This is a genomic window from Dokdonella sp. (assembly GCF_036518555.1).
Taxonomy (GTDB): Bacteria; Pseudomonadota; Gammaproteobacteria; order Xanthomonadales; family Rhodanobacteraceae; genus Dokdonella_A.
Genome location: NZ_DATDMY010000288.1, coordinates 1 through 18,663, shown reverse-complemented (window position 1 = coordinate 18,663; position 18,663 = coordinate 1). Strand labels below are relative to the sequence as shown.

The following is an 18,663-nucleotide window of genomic DNA, read 5'->3' as shown; positions in this document are numbered from 1 at the left end:
GTCGACAGCAGGCTCGCCTGTTCGCCATTGCCGACGTTCGCCGGATCGAGGCCGTCGAGCGCCTGCGCCGCGCCCGGCCAGTCGCCGAGGCCGGCATGGGTCGCCGCAGCCACCAGCTTCATCTCGGTGGCGCCGCGCACGTCGCCGCGCTTCTCGAAATCGGCGAGGGCGTGCGCCGCCTGCTCGAGCGCGGCGGCCGCGTCGCCCTCGAGCGCGTCGAGTTCGGCGAGCGCGGCATGACCGATCGTGGCCTCCTCGGCCATCTGCAGTTCCTCGGCGGTACGCAGGCCCGCCTCCTGCGCGGCGCGTGCCGCCTTCCACTCGCCGCGTGCGACTTCGATCATGCCGAGGTTCTGTTGCGCATGCACCGCGCCCGCCCGGTCGTCGACCTTCGCATACGTCGCCATGGCCTGTTCCGAGTAGGTCTGCGCATTGTCGAACTCGCCGATCTGGTAATAGATGAAGCCGACATTGACCTGGCTTTCGCCGATCAGCTGCGGGTCGCCGCCGGACTGGCGAAGGCTGAGCGCGCGGCGGTACGCGTCGAGCGCGCTGCGATAGTCGCCCTGTTCCTCGAACAGCAGTCCCGAGTCGTTGGCGAGGTCGGCCAGCGCGCCGCTGTCGCCGAGCGGCCCGATGATCGAGGCGGCCTTGTCGAGCGCGGCGCGCGCACCGGTGAAGTCGCCCTGGATCGAGCGCACGGTGGCGAGGTTGCGCAACGTGGCGGCCTGCCCGCGCAGGTCGCCGAGGTCGCTGCGCAACTGCTCCGCGTGCGCGAGCTGCTCGGCGGCGAGCGTGAGCTGGCCGAGACGACGGTAGCCGATGCCGAGCGCGTTGCCGACGTCGGCGCGCATGCGGCGATCGTCGAGCCGGTTGGCGAGCACTTGCGCGCGCACGAGGTAGTCGTCGACCGCACGCTTGGCGTCGCCGGCCTGGATCGCGTACTTGCCGAGCGCGTACCAGGCATCGATGTTGCGCGGATCGTCCGCGACGACGGGCGCGAGCAATCGCTGCGCCTGGTCGTAGTCGCCGAGCTCGGCGTTCGCCCGCGCGAGCAGGAGCGCGACGGTCGGGTCGGCGGGGGCGGCGGCATGCAGGGCGTCGAGCGTCGCGGCCGCGGCGCGCGCGTCCCCGGTCACGATCTGCGCGTACGCGCGCGCACGCCGAGCGATCGCGGCGTCGCTGGCCGCATAGAGGTCGACGATGCGACGCGCGACCGTGTTCGCGTCGGCGACGCGGCCGTCGCGGTCGAGCCGCTGCAGCAGCGACCACCAGAGCGAGACGTCGTCGGCATCGGCGATCCTGCGCATCGTCGCGTCGAACGCGTCGGCGGCAGGAGAGGCGTCCTGCAGGCGACCGAGTTCGACCAGCGTGGCCGCGGACGGCCACGACGAGGATGCGACCGGCGTGCCGAGGTAAGCGAGCAGGGCGGACTGCAGCTCGACGAGCCGCGCCGGCAGCGCCGCATCGTCGGCCGCGAGCGCCGAGCGGCTCCAGCGAGGCTCTGCCGAGGAGGCGTCGCGCACGGCGAACTCCACGGTGATTCCCGAGCGTTCGCGCCGGATGCTGCCGACGAGCACGCGCCGTGCACCGAGAGCTTCGGCCACGCGCGGCACGTGCCGAGCCGCCGCGGCGGCGTCGAAGCGCAGCTCGACGAGGGCGCGGCGCACGCGCTCGAAGTCCGCGTTGCGGCCGCCGGGGAGGCTCGACAGGACATCGGCGAGATGGCGGCCGATGCCGGTCGCGAGCTCGCCGTCGCGTGCGTCGCCGCCTTCGACGGAGAGCGGCAGCAACGCGAGATCGAGCGCGAAGGCGGGCTGCGCGACGGGCGCAGGCGTCCGGATGCCGTTCCAGTGCAGGACCAGCATCGCCGCCGAGGCGAGTACGAGCATCGCGGCACACGCGGCGAGCACGCGGCGACCCGCGCGACCGAGCCCGGGCACGCGCTTGCCGTCGATCGCGCGCACGACGTCGTCGGCGCTCTGGAAGCGGCGCGCCGGTCGCAACTCGAGCAACTTCGCGCACAGCCGCACGACGAACGCGGGGAGTTCGGGCTTGAGCGAGGATACCGGGGGCGGGTCGCGCACGATGCGCTGCGCGAGCATCTCCGCCGGGGTGCCGCCGCGGAACGGCAGCGTGCCGGTCAGCATTTCGAACAGGATCAGGCCGAGCGCGTACAGGTCGCTGCGAGCGTCGATCGTTTCGGCGCGCGCCTGCTCGGGCGAGAGGTACTCGGGCGTGCCGATGATGACGCCGCTGCCGGTGATGCCGGTACTGCCGGCCGAGCGCGCGACGCCGAAATCCGTGATCGCCGCGTCGCCGTTCTCGTTGATGAGGACGTTCGCGGGCTTGAGGTCGCGGTGCACGACATGGCGATGATGCGCGGCAGAGAGTCCGAGCGCGACCTGGCGCGCGATCCGCACGGCGTCCGCGGGCGCCAGCGCACCCTCCGCGTCGAGCAGCTTCTCGAGCGATCGCCCCGCGACGTAGTCCATGCTGATCAGCCAGAGCTCGCCGTGCTTGACGAGATCGTGGATGCGGACCACGTGCGGGCTCGACACCTGCCGCGCGAGCAGCAGTTCCTGCCGGAAGCGCTCGAACGCGTCCGGCCGGCTCGCGAACTCGGGGCGCAGCAGCTTCAGCGCGACGTCGACGTCGAGTTCGATATCGCGCGCTTGGTAGACCACGCCCATGCCGCCCATGCCGAGCAGGCGCACGATGCGGAAGCGACCGCCGACGAGTTGCCCGGGCGAGAAGTCGGTCGATGCGATGAGGCCGGTGACGGTCGCATTCGCGACCGCGCCACCGGCGTCGAAGGTGCGACCCGGCGACGTCATGCGCGCGCCTCCTTCGGCGTCGCCGAGTGCCAGCGCGGCGCGACGCCGACTTCGCTGACCGTCTTGCCGTCTACCGCGAGCAGCGACGAGACCCCTTCGAGCGCCGCATCGAGCCGGGCGAGCGCGAGCGCGGTGGCGGCGCGGTCGACGTAGGCGCCGAGCAGTTCCGCGTCGAGTCCGGTGAACACCTTCGCTTCGTCGCTCGTGTCCGCATAGGCGATGCCGAGCACTTCGCCGCGATACAGCATCGGCAGGCATGCGATCGCGCGCAATCCCTGCGCGACGACGCTCGGCTGCCCGCCGAGCCAGGCGCGCACGTGGGGGTCGGACGTGAATACCGGCTTGCGGTAGAGCAGGGCGCGATCGACCGCGCTGCGGCTCCCGGAGAAGGTACGCCCGTCGATTTCCTCGGGACGGATCGCGTAGCACGCGCGCAGCACGAGCGAGCGGTTCGCATCGTAGGCGAGCAGGAAGCCGCGTTCGCATTCGGCGATGTCGACGATGCCGCGCAGGAGGTCGCCGATCATGCGCGAGGTCGACTTCTCGCGCTGTTCGAGGCGTGCGGCCCAGGCGAGAGACGACGTGCGCCGCTCGGCGGCACGCGCCGCGAGCCGCGCCTCGCCTTCGGCGTCGATGCGCTCGAATTCGCAGAACACGTCGCCGAGCGCGAACCAGGCATTCTCCGGCAAATCCGCCTGCGCCGTCCTCGCACCGTCGACGCGCGTGCCGTTCTTCGATCCGAGGTCGGCGATGCGCCAGCCCCGATCGTCGCCGCGCAGGATCGCGTGGCGGCGCGAGACCGAATCGTGCTCGATGCATACGTCCACGCCCGGCTCGCGTCCGAGCACGAGATCGCGCCCTTCGCCGAGTAGGCGCACGGCGACCGCCTGGCCGGGGAGATGGATGCTGAGCTTCGCCGGCATCGCGCTGCCTTCAGGGAACGCCGTCGAGGCGTCCCAGTGCGAACTTGATGTTGCCGCTGAGCGTGACGAGCTCGCCCTCCGCATTGACGAGGTCGCGCGCCGAGCGCCAGGTGTTGGGCAGCGCCGGGCCGCCGAGCGCGGCGCAATGCAGGTCGAGGTCGTCGAGGCGGGCGATCGCCTGCGCGTAGTTTGCGGCGTCGAACGCGGCGCGACTGACGTCGAGGTCGGCCTGCAGCGTGAGCTGCGCCGAGAGGCCGATCGCGGGATCGTCGATGCGCGCCTCGAGCGCGTCGTAACCGGCGTCGGCATCGCCCGCGTAGTCCTGCACGAGCGTCTTGGCGATCACGAACTCCGAGAAGCTGCCGCCACTGCCGCGCGCGCGCACGCTGCCGGAGACGACCGCGCCGGTGACGTCGTGGAAGCCGAGGCCGAGCGGCGCCTTCATGAGCCGGTAGGGCGAGAACGGTGCGTACACGAGGTCGATCGTGTGGTACTCGACGTGCACTTCGTCGTCGAACTGAAGGCCGCAGCCGACCGGCGGCTCGACCGTGACGCGCACCGGGAACGCGCCGTCGATGACCTGGTTGCCGACGTCCGGCATGCGGCTCTCGACATCGGCGATCTCCGTTGCGTCGAGCACGTCCGCATCGAGGCCGAGGCAGGCGACCGTGAGGTTCTGCGGATTGTCGAACTCGATCTCGAACTCCGCGGTGTAGCTGCCGCCGCCAGGCGCGGGCAGGGCGATGTCGGCGTGTGCCTTGCGACCGTCGATGATCGTGACGACCACGCTGCCCGCGTGCACCGATGCCGGGCCCGCGACCAGAGCGCACGCCATCGCGGCGAGCGCATGGCGCGGAAGGCGCGTGATCCGGGTTCGGGGTGCGGTGGTGTCCACGATGCGAGCAAGGTAATCCAGTTGTTCCGCAGCGTCGATAGGCATACGCGCCGGATGAACGGGCGTGGGCGAAGAACGTCGTCCCTGCTGGGTGGAAACACCCACGGCCCGGTTCGCGGCGCGCGGCATTGGGGGCACGGCGCGACGTCGCATGGGTGAAACCGCTCATTGAGCCGTCGCATGCGTGGCGGCGACGATGGCTCCGCTGCACACGGCAGCGCATGGCCATCGATGGAGGCCCCTCATGTCGGCTCGATTCACTTCACTCGCCACGGCGCTCGCGCTCGCCGTAGGCACGTTCTCCGCCCCGGTCGATGCGCTCACGATCACGCGTGCCTTCTCGGGCCTCTGGGTCGACGCGACGCAGCCCGCGCGCGGCCTCGGCGCCGAGGTCGTCGCGGGCGCCGCCGGTCCCGAACTGCATGCCTACTGGTTCGCCCGCGATGCGGCGGGCAAGCCGCTCTGGATCCGCGCGAAAGGCCCGATCAAGGGATCGAGCGCGGTGCTCGATGCGAACGTCGCCTCGTCGTCACCGGGCACGCATTGGGGCAAGGTCACCGCGTCGTTCAGCGATTGCGGACACGGCAGCCTGACGTTCCAACCGGACGACGGCCGGCAACGCACCGCACCGGCGAAGCTCGTGCGTGCGACCGCATCCTCGGCGCAGGCGTGCACGGGCGGGCTGTCGGACGATCACGTCGCCTCGAACGACGTGCGCATCGTCCAGTTCCTCGGCAACACCGGCGTCGTGCCCGCGGCCAGCGGCAAGGCGCGCTTCGAGGATCGCGGCGATCGCACCGACTTCAAGGTGCAGGTCGAGGACCTTCCGGTCGGCGCGTACTCGCTGCGCGTGGCCGGCACGGAGCGCGCGACGTTGAACGTCGTCGCCGCGTCGATCGGCACGTTCGCCGAAGTGGAGTTCCGCAGCCCCGTCGAGCCCGGCAAGGTCCTGCTCGACTTCGATCCGCGTGCGCAACTCGTCGAAGTCGTGCAGGGGAACACCGTGTTCCTCAGCCGCATGTTCGACGGCGCCGGGCGTGACGACGGGGCGAACCCGGGCGGCACGTTCGAGCGCTACGTGCTCGAGCTCGAAGCGGCCAACGATGGACCGCAGATGCGCGCCGTGCTCGACGATGGACGCGGGCGCAGCGAGTTCTCGGTCGAACTCGAGGACTTCCTGCCCGGCACCTACGCCCTGATCGTCGACGGCGTCGAGCGCGGTTCGATCGACGTCGTCGCCATCGACGGCGGCACCGAGGGCGAGATCGAATTCCGCGATCCACCCGAACCCGGCCACGTCGACCTCGATTTCGATCCGCGCGGGCACTCGATCGCGATCGCGTCCGACGGCACGATCGTCTTGTCGGGCACGTTCCCGAGCGCGCCCACGAACAGCGTCGGGCATGGCGGCGGCGGAACCGACGATCCGCCGGGCGACGACCATGGCGGCGGCGCAACCGATGATCCGCCGGGTGACGACCATGGCGGCGGCAACGACGATCGTCCCGGCGACGACCATGGCGGCGGTCGCGGCCGACACTGAAACGCGGCGCATGAATGTGCCACGAGGGGCGCCGCGGGCGCCCCTCGTTGCGATCCGGGCGGGGAACCCCATCTTACCCGTCCCGCGGCCGGCCGCATAAGTCTGTGCGCGCCCGGTCCCCCCGCCTATGATGGATCCATGTCCGCCGTACTCGAACGACCGCAATCCCTGCTGCCGAGCCGCTTTTCCTGGCTGATGGGGCTGTATTCGGAGAACTATCATCGCCTCGCGCGCCTGTTCGCGCCGCAGGATCTCGCGATCGGCCGCTACCGTTCGTCGCTCGACGACGGCCTCGACGTGCGACTCGACGTGATCGAGCGTCATCGCTACACGCTCGACCTGCACCTGACCTATTGCTTCGTCGACCGGGAAACGGGCGAACATGCGCCGTCCGCGCAGTTGCGCATGTATCACGACGCGCACATGGCCGAAGTGCTCGATTGCCGCGCGGACCGGCGCCTCATCCGCGCGATCGGCCCGCTGCAGCCCGCGCGCAGCGTTTTCCAGCGGCGCGTGCGCATGAGTTCGTTCCTCAATCGTTGGCTCGAGTACCTCGCCGAGCAAGGTCATTCGATCGGCACGCTCGAGCCGACCGCATCCGGCTCCGCCGCGGGGACCTGAGCGTCCGTCCCCTGCTCGGGGGCGCGACCGGCGGCGACGCGCTCGTCTGGGCGTTTTCCCCCACGTTCCCCTCACGCCCAGCGGTCCGCCGGCGTTACAACACGATCCCGCGCGCGTATCCCGCCGGGGACGTTCCGGAGAGCCGCCATGTTGGTCCACCTGTTGTGCATCGCATCCACCGCGTTCGCTTCGTCCGTCGCGGCGCAAACCACGTTCGCGGACGTCACGCCGGCCGCGAATCCGTACTTCACGACGCCCGAAGACGCCGATTTCTGGGTCAACGCGGTCGCGCCGGCGGACGTCGACGGTGACGGCCGCATCGATCTCGCCGTGCTCGGATTCCACGTCGTCTACAACGCGAGCGTCGAGGACAAGCTCGTGATCCTGCACAACGACGGCGAAGGCGCCGACGGTCGCTGGAACTTCAGTGCGACCGAGATCCCTCCCGGTGACATCGTCGCCGGCGCTTCGGATCTCGCGTGGGGCGACGTCGATGGCGACGGCGACGTCGACCTCGCGGTCGCGAGCGAAGGCGTGACCGCGCTCCTGCGCAACGATGCCGGCTCGCTCGTGCGCGTCGCGGCACCGCTGCCCGGTTATTTCGAAGACTCCAGCTACGAGTCCGCCTACGACCTGCGCTCGCTGACCTGGGTCGACTTCGACAACGACGGCGACCAGGACCTGCTGATCCCGTCGACCTACGACGCGGAGACGTTCTCCTGGCGCACCGCGCTCATGCGCAACGACGGCAGCGACGGCAACGGCGGGCGCGTGTTCACCGACGTCGGCGCCGCGATCGACCCGACCGTGCATGCGCAGAGCGCGTGGTCGGACCATGACGGCGACGGCGACCTCGACCTGTTCCTCGCCAACGTCGACCCGTATACCGAGACCGGCTTCGTGCGGCTCTATCGCAACGACGCCGGCGCATTCTCCGCGTCCGATCCGCTCGCGATCCGCGTGGAGCACGGGCTGGCCGACGCGGCGGACGTCGATGCCGATGGCGACCAGGACATCCTCGTCGCCGGCAACATCCAGGAAGCCGACGGCAGCTTCACGACCGTGCTGCGCATCTATGCGAACGATGCGGGCGCCTATACGCCCGAGACGCTGGTGCAGGCACCCGGCAGCGACTGGCTCGACATCCATGCGGCGACGTGGGCCGACTACGATTCCGACGGCGACGTCGACGTGCTCGTGACCGGGAGCTTCGTCGGCGCGACCAAGATCGAGGGACGTAGCGAGATCTACGCCAACGATGCCGGCACCTTCACCGCACTCGGTGCGAATCTTCCGGCGCCGATCGGCTCGATCGGCCGCGGCGGGACGTTCACGTGGTTCGACCTCGACGGCGACGGCGACCTCGATTGCCTCGTCGCGGGGGCCTTCTTCGTCCCGGGCGGCAACGGCCTCGTCGAATCGCGCATGCACGTGCTGCGCAATCTCGCGCAGGCGGGCAACATGCCGCCCGCGATGCCGGCGGGTTTGCTCGCGAGTCCCGCGGGTGACGGCGTCATGCTGTCGTGGAGCGCCCCTGCGGACGATCACACGCCGCCATCGCAGCTCGGCTACGACCTCGAACTGCGTCGCGACGGCGACCTCGTGCCTGCACCGACGCGCCTGCCGCAGCCGGGCGCGCTCAACGCGGCGACGCACTGGACGATGACGAACCTGCCGCCGGGCAGCTACAGCTGGCGCGTGCGCGCCGTCGACACGGCGTATGCGGGCAGCGCGCCCGCTCACGGTGCGTTCGTGCTGCCGTTCGCCGCCGATCCGATCTTCGGCGACGGTTTCGATGCCTGAGTTCAGGCGCGCGCGAGGCGCAGCGCGTGCTGGAAGTCGGTCGCGAAACGCAACGCGTCGCCATCCTCGACGACGCCCATCTGGGCGAGGATGCGCGCGGGCTGCTCGCGCAAGCCGGACAGGATCACCGCGATCCCGCGGCGGCGGCAGCGCTCGATCATCTGGTTCAGCGCGGTCACGCCCGACGCATCGATGAGCGGCACGAGGCGCATGCGCAGGATGAACGTGCGCGGTGGTTTCGGAAACTGGTTCAATACGTCGTCGAGCCGGTTCGCGACGGCGAAGAACAGCGGGCCGGAAATCTGGAATGCCTCGACGCCGGGCGGCAACTGGGAGCGCTGGTCGTCGAGCGCGGGATCGTCGGCCTTGTCCTCGTCGATCAGCGACACGTTCGATTCCACCGCGACCACTTCGCTCATGCGATGCATGAACAGGAATGCCGCGAGCACGATGCCGACTTCGATCGCGACCGTGAGGTCGAACACGACGGTGAGCGCGAACGTGAGCAGCAGCACGACGCGGTCGCCGACCGGTCCGCTCATCAGGTGGCGGAAGCTTTCGATCTCGGCCATGTTCCACGCGACGACGACGAGGATCGCCGCGAGCGTCGCGAGCGGCACGTAGGCCATCAGCGGCGCGAGCGCGAGCATGAAGGCGAGCAGGAACACCGCGTGCATCATGCCGGCGATCGGCGTGCGTGCGCCGGCACGCACGTTGGTCGCCGTGCGCGCGAGCGCACCCGTGGCCGGCAGGCCGCCGAACAGCGCCGACGCCGCGTTGGCGACGCCTTGCGCGACGAGTTCGCAATTGGAGCGGTGGCGACCGCCGATCATGCCGTCGGCGACGACCGCGGACAGCAGCGACTCGACGCCGGCAAGGAACGCGATCGTGAACGAACTCGGGAACAGCTCCACCGTGCGTTCGAACGGGATGTGCGGGATCGCGAACGTAGGCAGCGCGTCCGGGATCGCACCGAAGCGCGAGCCGATCGTCTCGATCGCCGGATGCAACATCCAGACGAGCGCGACGCCGAGCACGACGCTGATGAGGAATCCGGGCAGGGCGGGGCGCCAGCGCCGCAGCAGCACGATGAATGCGACCGTTGCGATCGCGAGCATGGCGGCGGCGGGAGTCCAGCTCGCGGCCGCATGGAAGTAGGTTTCCCAGCGCGCGAAGAACTCGCCCGGCACCTTGTCGACGCGCAATCCGAGCAGGTCCTTCACCTGGCTGGAGAAGATGCTGACGGCGATGCCGGCCGTGAATCCGGTGATGACCGGTTTCGGGATGTATTTGAGCAGCGTACCGATGCGCAGGATGCCTGCCGCGACGAGCATGAGACCCGCGAGCAGCGTGCAGAGGATGAGGCCACCGTAGCCGAATTTCTCGATCACGTTGAACACGACCGGCACGAACGCCGCGGTCGGGCCGCCGATCTGCACGCGCGAACCACCGAGCAGGGAGACCAGGAATCCGGCGATGATCGCGGTATGCAGGCCCTTGTCGGGACTCGCTCCCGAAGCGATCGCGAGCGCCATCGACAACGGCAGCGCGACGATCGAAACGGTCAGCCCGGCGAGCGCGTCGCGCCGGAAGTCGGCGACGCCGTAGCCGCTCCGGAGCAGCGTGAAGAGCTTGGGAACGTACAGCGCGATGACGCGTCGATCGACCGGCATGCGTGACCCGACCCGTTGGATAGGCCGGTACCGGCGAGACATCCGGATCGGCGTCGCGCGAGTATACGTGGCTGGCCGACCGGCGCGAGCGGACGCGCTTCGCGCAACGACCCGCCCGCGCGCGTCGGACGGGCGGGTCGCGCGCGCGTCGCGCGCTACGTGCGCACGTCGAAGCGGTCGAGGTTCATGACCTTGTTCCAGGCAGCGATGAAGGCCGGAATGAACGACTCGTCGCCATCACCCGATGCGTAGACCTCGGCGAGCGCGCGCAGCTGCGCATTGGAGCCGAACACGAGGTCGGCGATCGTTGCGGTCCATCTCGACTCGCCGCTCGTTCGGTCGCGGCCTTCGAACGTACCGGGTTTCCCCTCGAGCGGCTTCCACACCGTGCGCATGTCGAGCAGGTTGACGAAGAAGTCGTTCGTGAGCGTGCCCGGGCGCTGCGTGAGTACGCCTTCGGAACGGTGTCCCGCATTCGCGTCGAGCGCGCGCAGGCCGCCGACGAGTACCGTCATCTCGGGTGCGCTGAGCGCCAGCAGGTTGGCCTTGTCGACGAGCAGGTGCGCCGCAGCGCCTTCGAAGCCTTCGCGTACGTAATTGCGGAATCCGTCGGCGACCGGCTCCAGGACCGCGAACGATGCGACGTCGGTCTGCTCGATGCTCGCGTCCGTCCGCCCCGGCGTGAACGGGACGGTCACCTCGTAGCCGGCCCTCTTCGCCGCCGCTTCGATCGCGGCGCACCCGCCGAGCACGACGAGGTCGGCGAGCGACACCTTCTTGCCGCCGGTCTGCGAGGCATTGAACCCGCCCTGCACGGCCTCGATCGCCGCGAGGGTCTTCGCGAGTTCGGCGGGCTGGTTCACTGCCCAGTCCTTCTGCGGTGCAAGTCGGATGCGGGCGCCGTTCGCGCCACCGCGCGCATCGCTCGCGCGGAACGTCGAAGCCGACGCCCACGCCGTTCCCACGAGTTGCGGGATGCTCAGGCCCGAAGCGAGCAGCTTCGATTTCAATGCGGCGATGTCGTCCTCGTCGACGAGCGGATGGTCGACGGCGGGGACCGGGTCCTGCCAGATCAGCGCCTCTTCCGGCACGAGCTTGCCGAGATAGCGCGCCTTCGGCCCCATGTCGCGATGCGTGAGCTTGAACCATGCGCGCGCGAACGCGTCGGCGAATTCGGCCGGATTGGCCATGTAGCGGCGCGAAATCTTCTCGTAGGCGGGATCGAAGCGCAGGGCGAGATCCGCGGTCGTCATCATCGGCGCATGGCGTCGACGCGGATCGTGCGCATCGGGGACGGTGTTCGCGCCGGCGCCGCCTTTCGGCTTCCACTGGTGGGCGCCCGCGGGACTCTTCGTGAGCTCCCACTCGTAGCCGAACAGCGTTTCGAAATAGCCGTTGTCCCACTTCGTCGGATTCGGCGTCCACGCGCCCTCGAGACCGCTCGTGATCGCGTGCGCGCCGACGCCGCTCTCGAAGCTGCAGCGCCAGCCGAGCCCGAGCTCCTCGATGTTCGCGCCTTCCGGTTCACGACCGACGTGGCGGGCGTCGCCGGCGCCGTGACACTTGCCGAACGTGTGGCCGCCGGCGACGAGCGCCACGGTCTCCTCGTCGTTCATCGCCATGCGTGCGAACGTCTCGCGGATGTCGCGCGCGGAGCCGAGCGGGTCCGGCTTGCCGTTCGGTCCTTCGGGGTTCACGTAGATGAGGCCCATCTGCACCGCGCCGAGCGGGTCGGCGAGTTCGCGCTCGCCGCTGTAGCGCTCGTCGCCGAGCCAGGTCGTCTCCGGTCCCCAGTCGGTCATCGTGGGTTCCCACACGTCCTTGCGCCCGCCGCCGAAGCCGAACGTCCTGAAGCCCATCGACTCGAGGGCGACGTTGCCGGCAAGGATCATGAGATCGGCCCACGACAGCTTGCGCCCGTACTTCTGCTTGATCGGCCAGAGCAGGCGCCGCGCCTTGTCGAGATTGCCGTTGTCGGGCCAGCTGTTGAGCGGCGCGAACCGTTGTTCACCCGCGCTCGCGCCGCCGCGGCCGTCGTGGATGCGATAGGTTCCCGCACTGTGCCACGCCATGCGGACGAACAACGGGCCGTAATGACCGTAGTCGGCCGGCCACCAGGCCTGCGAGTCGGTCATGAGTGCGTGCAGGTCCGCGATCACCGCGTCGAGGTCGAGCGAAGCGAACGCCTTCGCGTAGTCGAAGTCAGCGACCATCGGATCGGACAGCGGCGAGTGCTGGTGCAGCACCGAAAGGTCGAGCTGCTGCGGCCACCATTGGGCATTGGTGCGCGCCTTGCGTGCTCCCGAGAACGGGCATTGCGATTCGGCTGTCATGGTCGTCTCCGCGCTGGGTGTCGGAGCGAAGCATGCGGAAGTACGATCGATAGGTAAAATCGATTCTTCCGATGATCCTCATCGAGCACGCGTATCGGCAGCCGCGCGCCGACCACCGCGTTCGCAGCGCGCACGCAGCAACGGCGGCGCCGCGCGTGCGCATGATGGGACCGAGGGGCGCAAAACGAAAAAACCCCGCATTTCTGCGGGGTTTCTCGAGAAGAAGTGGCGGAGCGGACGGGACTCGAACCCGCGACCTCCGGCGTGACAGGCCAGCATTCTAACCAGCTGAACTACCGCTCCGCATTTTTCTGCAACTCGCGCACGTCCTGTGCGTATGCACTCCGTGTCGCCCTTCACTTCATGGCGTCCCCAAGGGGATTCGAACCCCTGTTACTGCCGTGAAAGGGCGGTGTCCTAGGCCTCTAGACGATGGGGACGCTGGAAAACCGAACCTGTCTGGTGGAGCCAGCCGGGATCGAACCGGCGACCTCTACAATGCCATTGTAGCGCTCTCCCAGCTGAGCTATGGCCCCGAGAGAGCGCGAGAGAATAGTGGGCGATCGCGCGTTCGTCAACTCATCGCGGTGGTTTTTTTCGCGCGACCGAACAGGCCGCCGCCGCGCGCATCCGCCGCCGGCGCTTCGCTCTCGATGTAACCCACCGCATTGTAGGCGTTGATGAAGTTGGCGACGTCGGCGGCGCTCGCGCCGCTCTGCGCGGCGATCTCCTCGACCGTCGCCGCCTGCTTGAGCATCACGGTGGCGATGCGGAAGTGTTTCGGGAACTCGCGCTCGCTCTGCGGCCAGCGCGAAAGCTTGTAATGGCCGCGCGCATCGAGGCCGGCTTCGAGCTCGCCCTCGTTGCGCACGAGATGCACGAGCCATTTGAGGCGGGGGAACGGCTGTGCGGCGAGGGCGCCCGCCTGCCGGCCGAACTCGGCCTCGCCGGTCACCTGGATCTCGCCGTGGCCGATCGTACGCGTGCACCAGGGCGTGATTGCCTTGAGATTGCCGGCGGAGCGCCACGTCTGCTCATGCGTGTCGATGAACAGGTCGGGCAGGCCTTCGGCCTGCAGGTGGAGACGGCCGGGAAAGGGCGAATTCTGGCCGAGCAGGTCGATCAGATGCAGCGTGCGGCCGTGCTCGACGGGCGTATAACCATGATGCGGCGCAGGTGCGTTCGGTGCGCGCGTCGCGGGCGCTGCAGCGGCCGGAGACGCGGTCCGCGGTGGCACGCTCGCCTGCGCGGCAGGCCTTGCCGGCACGGGCGCAACCTGCGCAGCCGGTGGCGGTGCGGCCGGCGCGGCGGCCGCTTCGGCCTTCTCGGGCGCCGGTGCAGCGACCGGATCGCCGGCGAGGTGGGCGCCGACCCGATTGAGGGTTGCGACGAGCCCGGCGGCGTCGACCGGCGTGCGCACCGCGAAATCGTACGACTCCGGGGTAGCGGTAAGCGCCGCGACGAGGCGGCCGCTGCCCTGCGCCTTGAGCCAGTCCATGTGCCCGTACACGGAATCCGTTTCGATGAGCAGCAGGTCCGCGTTGACGTAGTCGCCGACGCGCCAGCGGGCGTCCAGCCGCGTGCGCTGGTCGTCGAGGTGTGCATGGATGCGGGCGCTGACGTCGGCGGGCGCGCCGACGACGCACACGGTATGGAGCTTCGGAGTGTTCAAGGGTGGCTTCCCGTAGAGCGAGCACGTCGGAGGTAGCAAGGACCATGCCTGCGTCAATGTACACGGCCTCGTCCGGGAAGTGTGCGCCATTCCTCATCGACTGGCGCGAATCTGACGGTCAGTGTCAGGCTTGGACGGCTTCCGTGGCGGCCTCGGTCGGGGCTTCGACCGCGCGGCTGCGCTCACGCTGCTGCATCGTCCACAATTGGGCATAGCGTCCGCCGAGCGCGAGCAGTTCGTCGTGGCTGCCGCGCTCGACCACCCGGCCGTGCTCGAGCACGAGGATCTGGTCGGCATCGACGATCGTCGACAGCCGATGCGCAATCACGAGCGTCGTGCGGCCGCGCGCGATGCCGTCGAGCTCGCCCTGGATGATCTTCTCGGTGCGCGTATCGAGCGCACTGGTCGCCTCGTCGAAGACGAGGATCGCCGGATTCTTGAGCAGCGTGCGCGCGATCGCGACGCGCTGCTTCTCGCCGCCGGAGAGCTTGAGGCCGCGCTCGCCGACGCCCGTGTCGTAGCCCTGCGGCAGCGACTCGATGAAGCCGTGGATGTGGGCGGCCTTCGCTGCCGCGATCACTTCCTCGCGCGTCACGTCGGGGCGGCCGTAGGCGATGTTGTAGTAGATCGAGTCGTTGAACAGCACCGTGTCCTGCGGGACGATGCCGATCGCGGCGCGCAGCGACTGCTGCGAAACCGCGCGGATATCCTGCCCGTCGATCGTGATGCGCCCCGCGCTCGCGTCGTAGAAGCGGAACAGCAGCCGTGCGAGCGTCGATTTGCCGGCGCCGGTCGTGCCGACCACGGCGAGGGTATGGCCCGCGGGGATGCGGAAGTCGACGTCGGCGAGGATCGGCCGATCCGGCGAGTAATGGAAGTCGACGTGCTCGAAGCGCACCTCGCCGCCGGTCACCGCGAGCGGCGGCGCACCGGGCGCGTCCTCGACCTCGCGCACCTCGGCCAGCAGGACGAACATGCGCTCGATGTTCGTGAGCGCCTGCTTCACCTCGCGATAGACCATGCCGAGGTAGTTGAGCGGTATCGAAAGCTGGATCAGGAACGCATTGACGAGCACGAAGTCGCCGAGCGTCATCGTGCCGGCGACCACGCCGCTCGCGGCGCGCCAGAGCAGCAGGGTGAGGCCGAGCGCGACGATCGTGGCCTGGCCGACGTTGAGCACCGCGAGGGTCTTCAGGCTCTTGACGGTCGCTTCCTCGAGCTTGACCAGGCTCGCGTCGTAGCGGCCGAACTCGTGTCGCTCGTTGCCGAAGTACTTCACGGTCTCGTAGTTGAGCAGCGAGTCGACCGCGCGCTCGTTCGCCTCGGTGTCGGCGGCGTTCGCGGCGCGGTAGTAGCGCATCCGCCACTCGGTGATCGAAAACGTGAAGGCGACGTAGGCGACCAGGGTGCCGAGCGTGATCGCGGCGAAAGTCCAGTCGAAACGCGTGATAAGGATGCCGCAGACGAGCGCGACTTCGAGCAGGGTCGGCAGGATCGTGTAGATGGTCCAGTCGAGCAGGTCGGAGGTTGCGGTCATGCCGCGCTCGACGTCGCGCGAGACGCCACCGGTGCGCCGGTCGAGGTGGAAGCGCAGCGACAGCGCGTGCAGGTGCTCGAACACGCGCAGGGTGATGTTGCGCGACGTGCGCGCGAGCACGCGCGCGAACACGATCTGGCGCAATTCCTGGAACATCGAACTCGACAGGCGCAGGGCACCGTAGGCCATGAGCAGGAGCAGCGGGATCAGCAGCGGCTTCGGTGCGAGATCGAGCGAATCGATCAGGCGCTGCATGACGAGCGGCACGCCGACATTGGCGAGCTTGGCCGCGACGAGGAACAGCAGCGCGGCGCCGACGCGCACGCGATAGCGCCAGACGTCCGGCCACAGACGGCGCAGGATCGAGAACGTGCTCGCGGATCGGGGTTCGGTCATGGGGTCCGTGCTGAGGATGCGCTGAACGCCCCACATGGGGGCGAGGCCGTCGCTGGGCAATGCAGGGTAGCAGCGGCGCTATGATCCCGCTTCCCGGGATTGCAGGAGCGGACCATGCAACGTCGAATCATTCTCTCCGGAGCGGCCCTGATGCTCGCCGTCGCCCTCGTGCCGTCGACCCGCGCGGCCGACCCCGCGGCATCGACGCTCGCGCGCGAGCCGGCGCCGAAGGGCGCGCGCGTGTTCTTCGTCGAGCCCAAGGACGGTGCGACGGTCGGGCGCGACGTGGAGGTCAGGTTCGGCGTGGAGGGCATCGCGATCGCGCCCGCGGCCGAAGGCAAGCCGGGGACGGGCCATCATCACCTCCTCATCGACGGCAAGGCGCTGCCGCCGCCTGAGGCCCCGATCCCGAACGATGCGACCCACAAGCACTACGGCAAGGGCCAGACCGGGGACACGATCCAGCTCGAGCCGGGCACGCACACGCTGCAGCTGGATTTCGCCGACGCGCGCCACGTGCAGTTCGATCCGCCGATCGTGTCGCCGAAGATCACCGTGCACGTGAAGTGAGGTTGGCAGGGCAACACGCGTAAAGGATTGAAACACAAGCACGCCGAGCACACGAAGAAGGCCAAAGAGGGATTCTGGTTTTTTCTTCCGTGTGCCCTGCGTGCTCCGTGTTTCAGGCTTTTACCGTTCTTTCCGACGCAACGCGTAAAAGCACGGAGCATCTCGAGAAAGGATCTTGATCCTCTTCGTGTGCTCGGTGTGCTTCGTGTTTCAGGCTGTTGCTTGGTCTCGACGAGCCGATCAGTCGATCGGCAGGTCGAGCATGAGTTCGCGCGCGTAGCGCACGGGTGGCGAGCCGAACGAGAGCAGTTTGTCGTGGTACGCGCGCAGGTCGAACGCGGCTCCGGCCTTCTGCTCGGCCTCCTTGCGCAGGTCGAGGTGCTCCTGCCAGCCGACGAAGTAGGTCGGTAGCTGCGCCGACGTCAGTTGCGCGCGCGTCCATTTGCCCGCGGCCTCGCGTTCCTCCTGGAACGTGTCCACGGTCATGAGCTTCATCGCTTGCGTGCGGCTCATGCCGTCGACATGGATCGCCTGGTCGAGGATCGCGTTGGCGATCACGCGCAGGTCCCACTTGAGGTGAACGAGACGATACAACGGATCGCGGTCGAGATAGCCTTCCTCGGCCATGACCTTTTCGGCATAGACGGCCCAGCCCTCGACGAACGCGCCCGAGTACAGCACCGCGCGCAGGGTCGATGGGTACTTGTTGGAATGCCACAGCTGCAGGTAATGCCCGGGCATCGCCTCGTGGATCGTCAGCTCGTGGATCGAGCGCGTGTTGTACTCGCGCAGGAACGAATCGACCTGCTTCTTCGACCAGTCGGTAGGGATCGGCGACACCGCGTAGAACGTGTCGAGCCCCTTGTCGAGCGGCCCCGGCGGGTCGCAGTAGGCGAGCGCGACGCCGCGCTGGAACTCGGGCATCGTGATGATCTTCACCGGTGCGTCGGGCAGCGAGACGATGCCCTTCTCGCGCACGAACGCGGTCGCCTTCGCGAGCGCTTCTTCGGCGGTCGGCAGCACCTTCTCGCGAGCGGGGCGATCCTTGTAGGCGAGTTCGAGCGCGGCCTGGATCGCCTTCTGCTGCTGCGCGTCGGTCGGATGCTCCGGCAGCGCAGGCGCCTTGCGTTTGCCTGCGAGGACCACGCGCGCGATCGCGTACATCTGTTCGCGCGTGCCCTTCAGCGCGGCTTCGGCGCGCGCGCGGATCTCCTGCCGCGTGAGCGGCGAATTGAGCGCGAACGCGAGCTTCGCATCGTACAGCTGCGCGCCGATGCGGAAGTCGCCTTTCGCGTTCGGCACGAGTTCGGTGTCGAGCCAGCGTTGCTGCTCCTCGACGGCCTTGCGCAACTTCGCCGCCGCGGCCTCGAGGCGCTCGCGGTCGGCGTCGGGAAGCTCCTTCGCGTGCGGCAGGATGAGGCCGTCGACGAGGCTGAGCACGCCCTTGTTCTGCCTGGAAACGGTCTGCGCGTGCACCTTCGGCACGCGCGCAGGGTCGAGATTCGCGCGCATCTGCGCGAACAGCGCCGGCAGCTTCTCCATGCGCGCGGTCGCCGCGCGCAGTCGGTCCGGCAGCGGCGCGAAGTCGCGCGCCATGAGACCGTACAACGCGCCGCCCGCGAGCTGGCTGTAGTACGTCGGGTCCCACGCCCAGCTGCGCAGGGTTTCGTTGGCGAAGATGTCCGATCGCAGCTGGTTGCGCAGCATGCCGTAGTCGACCTGGTTCTCGCGCGAGAGCGCGGAGCGATCGATCTTCTCGAGGTCGGCGAGCATGCCGCGCGAGAATTCGAGCGAGCGGCGCAACCCGTCCGCGCCGAGGTCGTCGAGTTCGGCGTCGTGGCGATGGTCGCCGACCGTCGT

Annotated in this window: 12 protein-coding genes and 3 tRNA genes; 4 read left to right on the top strand and 11 right to left on the bottom strand. The window is 69.0% G+C overall.

The annotated features are described in order from the left end of the window. The 3 genes from VI238_RS15705 to VI238_RS15695 all read right to left on the bottom strand — a co-directional run. Positions 1-2,837: protein kinase domain-containing protein (locus VI238_RS15705; RefSeq protein WP_331653043.1), on the bottom strand; the 2,837-nt coding region annotated here is incomplete at its 3' end. Continuing rightward, a complete protein-coding gene (locus tag VI238_RS15700; protein ID WP_331653041.1) occupies positions 2,834-3,760 on the bottom strand; it encodes an FHA domain-containing protein in 927 nt (308 codons plus the stop codon). The genes VI238_RS15705 and VI238_RS15700, both read right to left, overlap by 4 nt. Positions 3,761-3,770: 10 nt before the next feature. Next, entirely contained in the window at positions 3,771-4,700 is a 930-nt protein-coding gene (locus VI238_RS15695; RefSeq protein ID WP_331653039.1) for a DUF6689 family protein, read from the bottom strand. Positions 4,701-4,899: 199 nt separating this feature from the next. Between VI238_RS15695 and VI238_RS15690 the strand changes: the two genes are divergently transcribed. From VI238_RS15690 to VI238_RS15680, 3 genes are all read left to right on the top strand, one after another. Beyond that, positions 4,900-6,198: a hypothetical protein gene (locus VI238_RS15690; RefSeq protein ID WP_331653037.1), complete on the top strand. Its 1,299-nt coding sequence runs from the start codon at positions 4,900-4,902 to the stop codon at positions 6,196-6,198. Between the two features lie 138 nt (positions 6,199-6,336). Then, positions 6,337-6,819 (top strand): DUF1249 domain-containing protein, encoded by a 483-nt coding sequence (locus VI238_RS15685; RefSeq protein ID WP_331653035.1) that lies wholly within the window; start codon positions 6,337-6,339, stop codon positions 6,817-6,819. A gap of 147 nt (positions 6,820-6,966) precedes the next feature. Further along, a complete protein-coding gene (locus VI238_RS15680; RefSeq protein WP_331653033.1) occupies positions 6,967-8,622 on the top strand; it encodes a fibronectin type III domain-containing protein in 1,656 nt (551 codons plus the stop codon). 2 nt (positions 8,623-8,624) lie between these two features. Here VI238_RS15680 and VI238_RS15675 read toward each other — a convergent pair whose 3' ends face one another. The 7 genes from VI238_RS15675 to VI238_RS15645 all read right to left on the bottom strand — a co-directional run bounded on the left by VI238_RS15675 (position 8,625) and on the right by VI238_RS15645 (position 16,233). Next, a complete protein-coding gene (locus VI238_RS15675) occupies positions 8,625-10,295 on the bottom strand; it encodes a SulP family inorganic anion transporter (protein WP_331653031.1) in 1,671 nt (556 codons plus the stop codon). Positions 10,296-10,450: 155 nt separating this feature from the next. Further along, complete coding sequence (gene katG / locus VI238_RS15670; protein ID WP_331653029.1) at positions 10,451-12,628, bottom strand: catalase/peroxidase HPI; 2,178 nt, start codon at positions 12,626-12,628, stop codon at positions 10,451-10,453. 226 nt (positions 12,629-12,854) lie between these two features. Continuing rightward, positions 12,855-12,931, bottom strand: a tRNA-Asp gene (locus VI238_RS15665). A gap of 61 nt (positions 12,932-12,992) precedes the next feature. Continuing rightward, positions 12,993-13,068: transfer RNA gene (locus VI238_RS15660), tRNA-Glu, on the bottom strand. Between the two features lie 20 nt (positions 13,069-13,088). Next, positions 13,089-13,164, bottom strand: a tRNA-Ala gene (locus tag VI238_RS15655). A gap of 38 nt (positions 13,165-13,202) precedes the next feature. Further along, complete coding sequence (locus tag VI238_RS15650; RefSeq protein ID WP_331653027.1) at positions 13,203-14,300, bottom strand: hypothetical protein; 1,098 nt, start codon at positions 14,298-14,300, stop codon at positions 13,203-13,205. Positions 14,301-14,424: 124 nt separating this feature from the next. Beyond that, on the bottom strand, positions 14,425-16,233 hold the full coding sequence (locus VI238_RS15645; RefSeq protein WP_331653025.1) for an ABC transporter ATP-binding protein/permease: 1,809 nt from the start codon (positions 16,231-16,233) through the stop codon (positions 14,425-14,427). A gap of 114 nt (positions 16,234-16,347) precedes the next feature. On the opposite strand from VI238_RS15645, the gene VI238_RS15640 reads away from it, so the two are divergent. Next, the gene (locus tag VI238_RS15640; RefSeq protein ID WP_331653023.1) at positions 16,348-16,803 is read left to right on the top strand and encodes a DUF4399 domain-containing protein; all 456 of its coding nucleotides are present in this window, start codon (positions 16,348-16,350) and stop codon (positions 16,801-16,803) included. A 240-nt stretch (positions 16,804-17,043) separates the two neighbouring features. On the opposite strand, the gene VI238_RS15635 is transcribed toward VI238_RS15640, so the two are convergent. After that, on the bottom strand, positions 17,044-18,663 hold a 1,620-nt coding region (locus VI238_RS15635), incomplete at its 5' end, for a DUF885 domain-containing protein (RefSeq protein ID WP_331653021.1).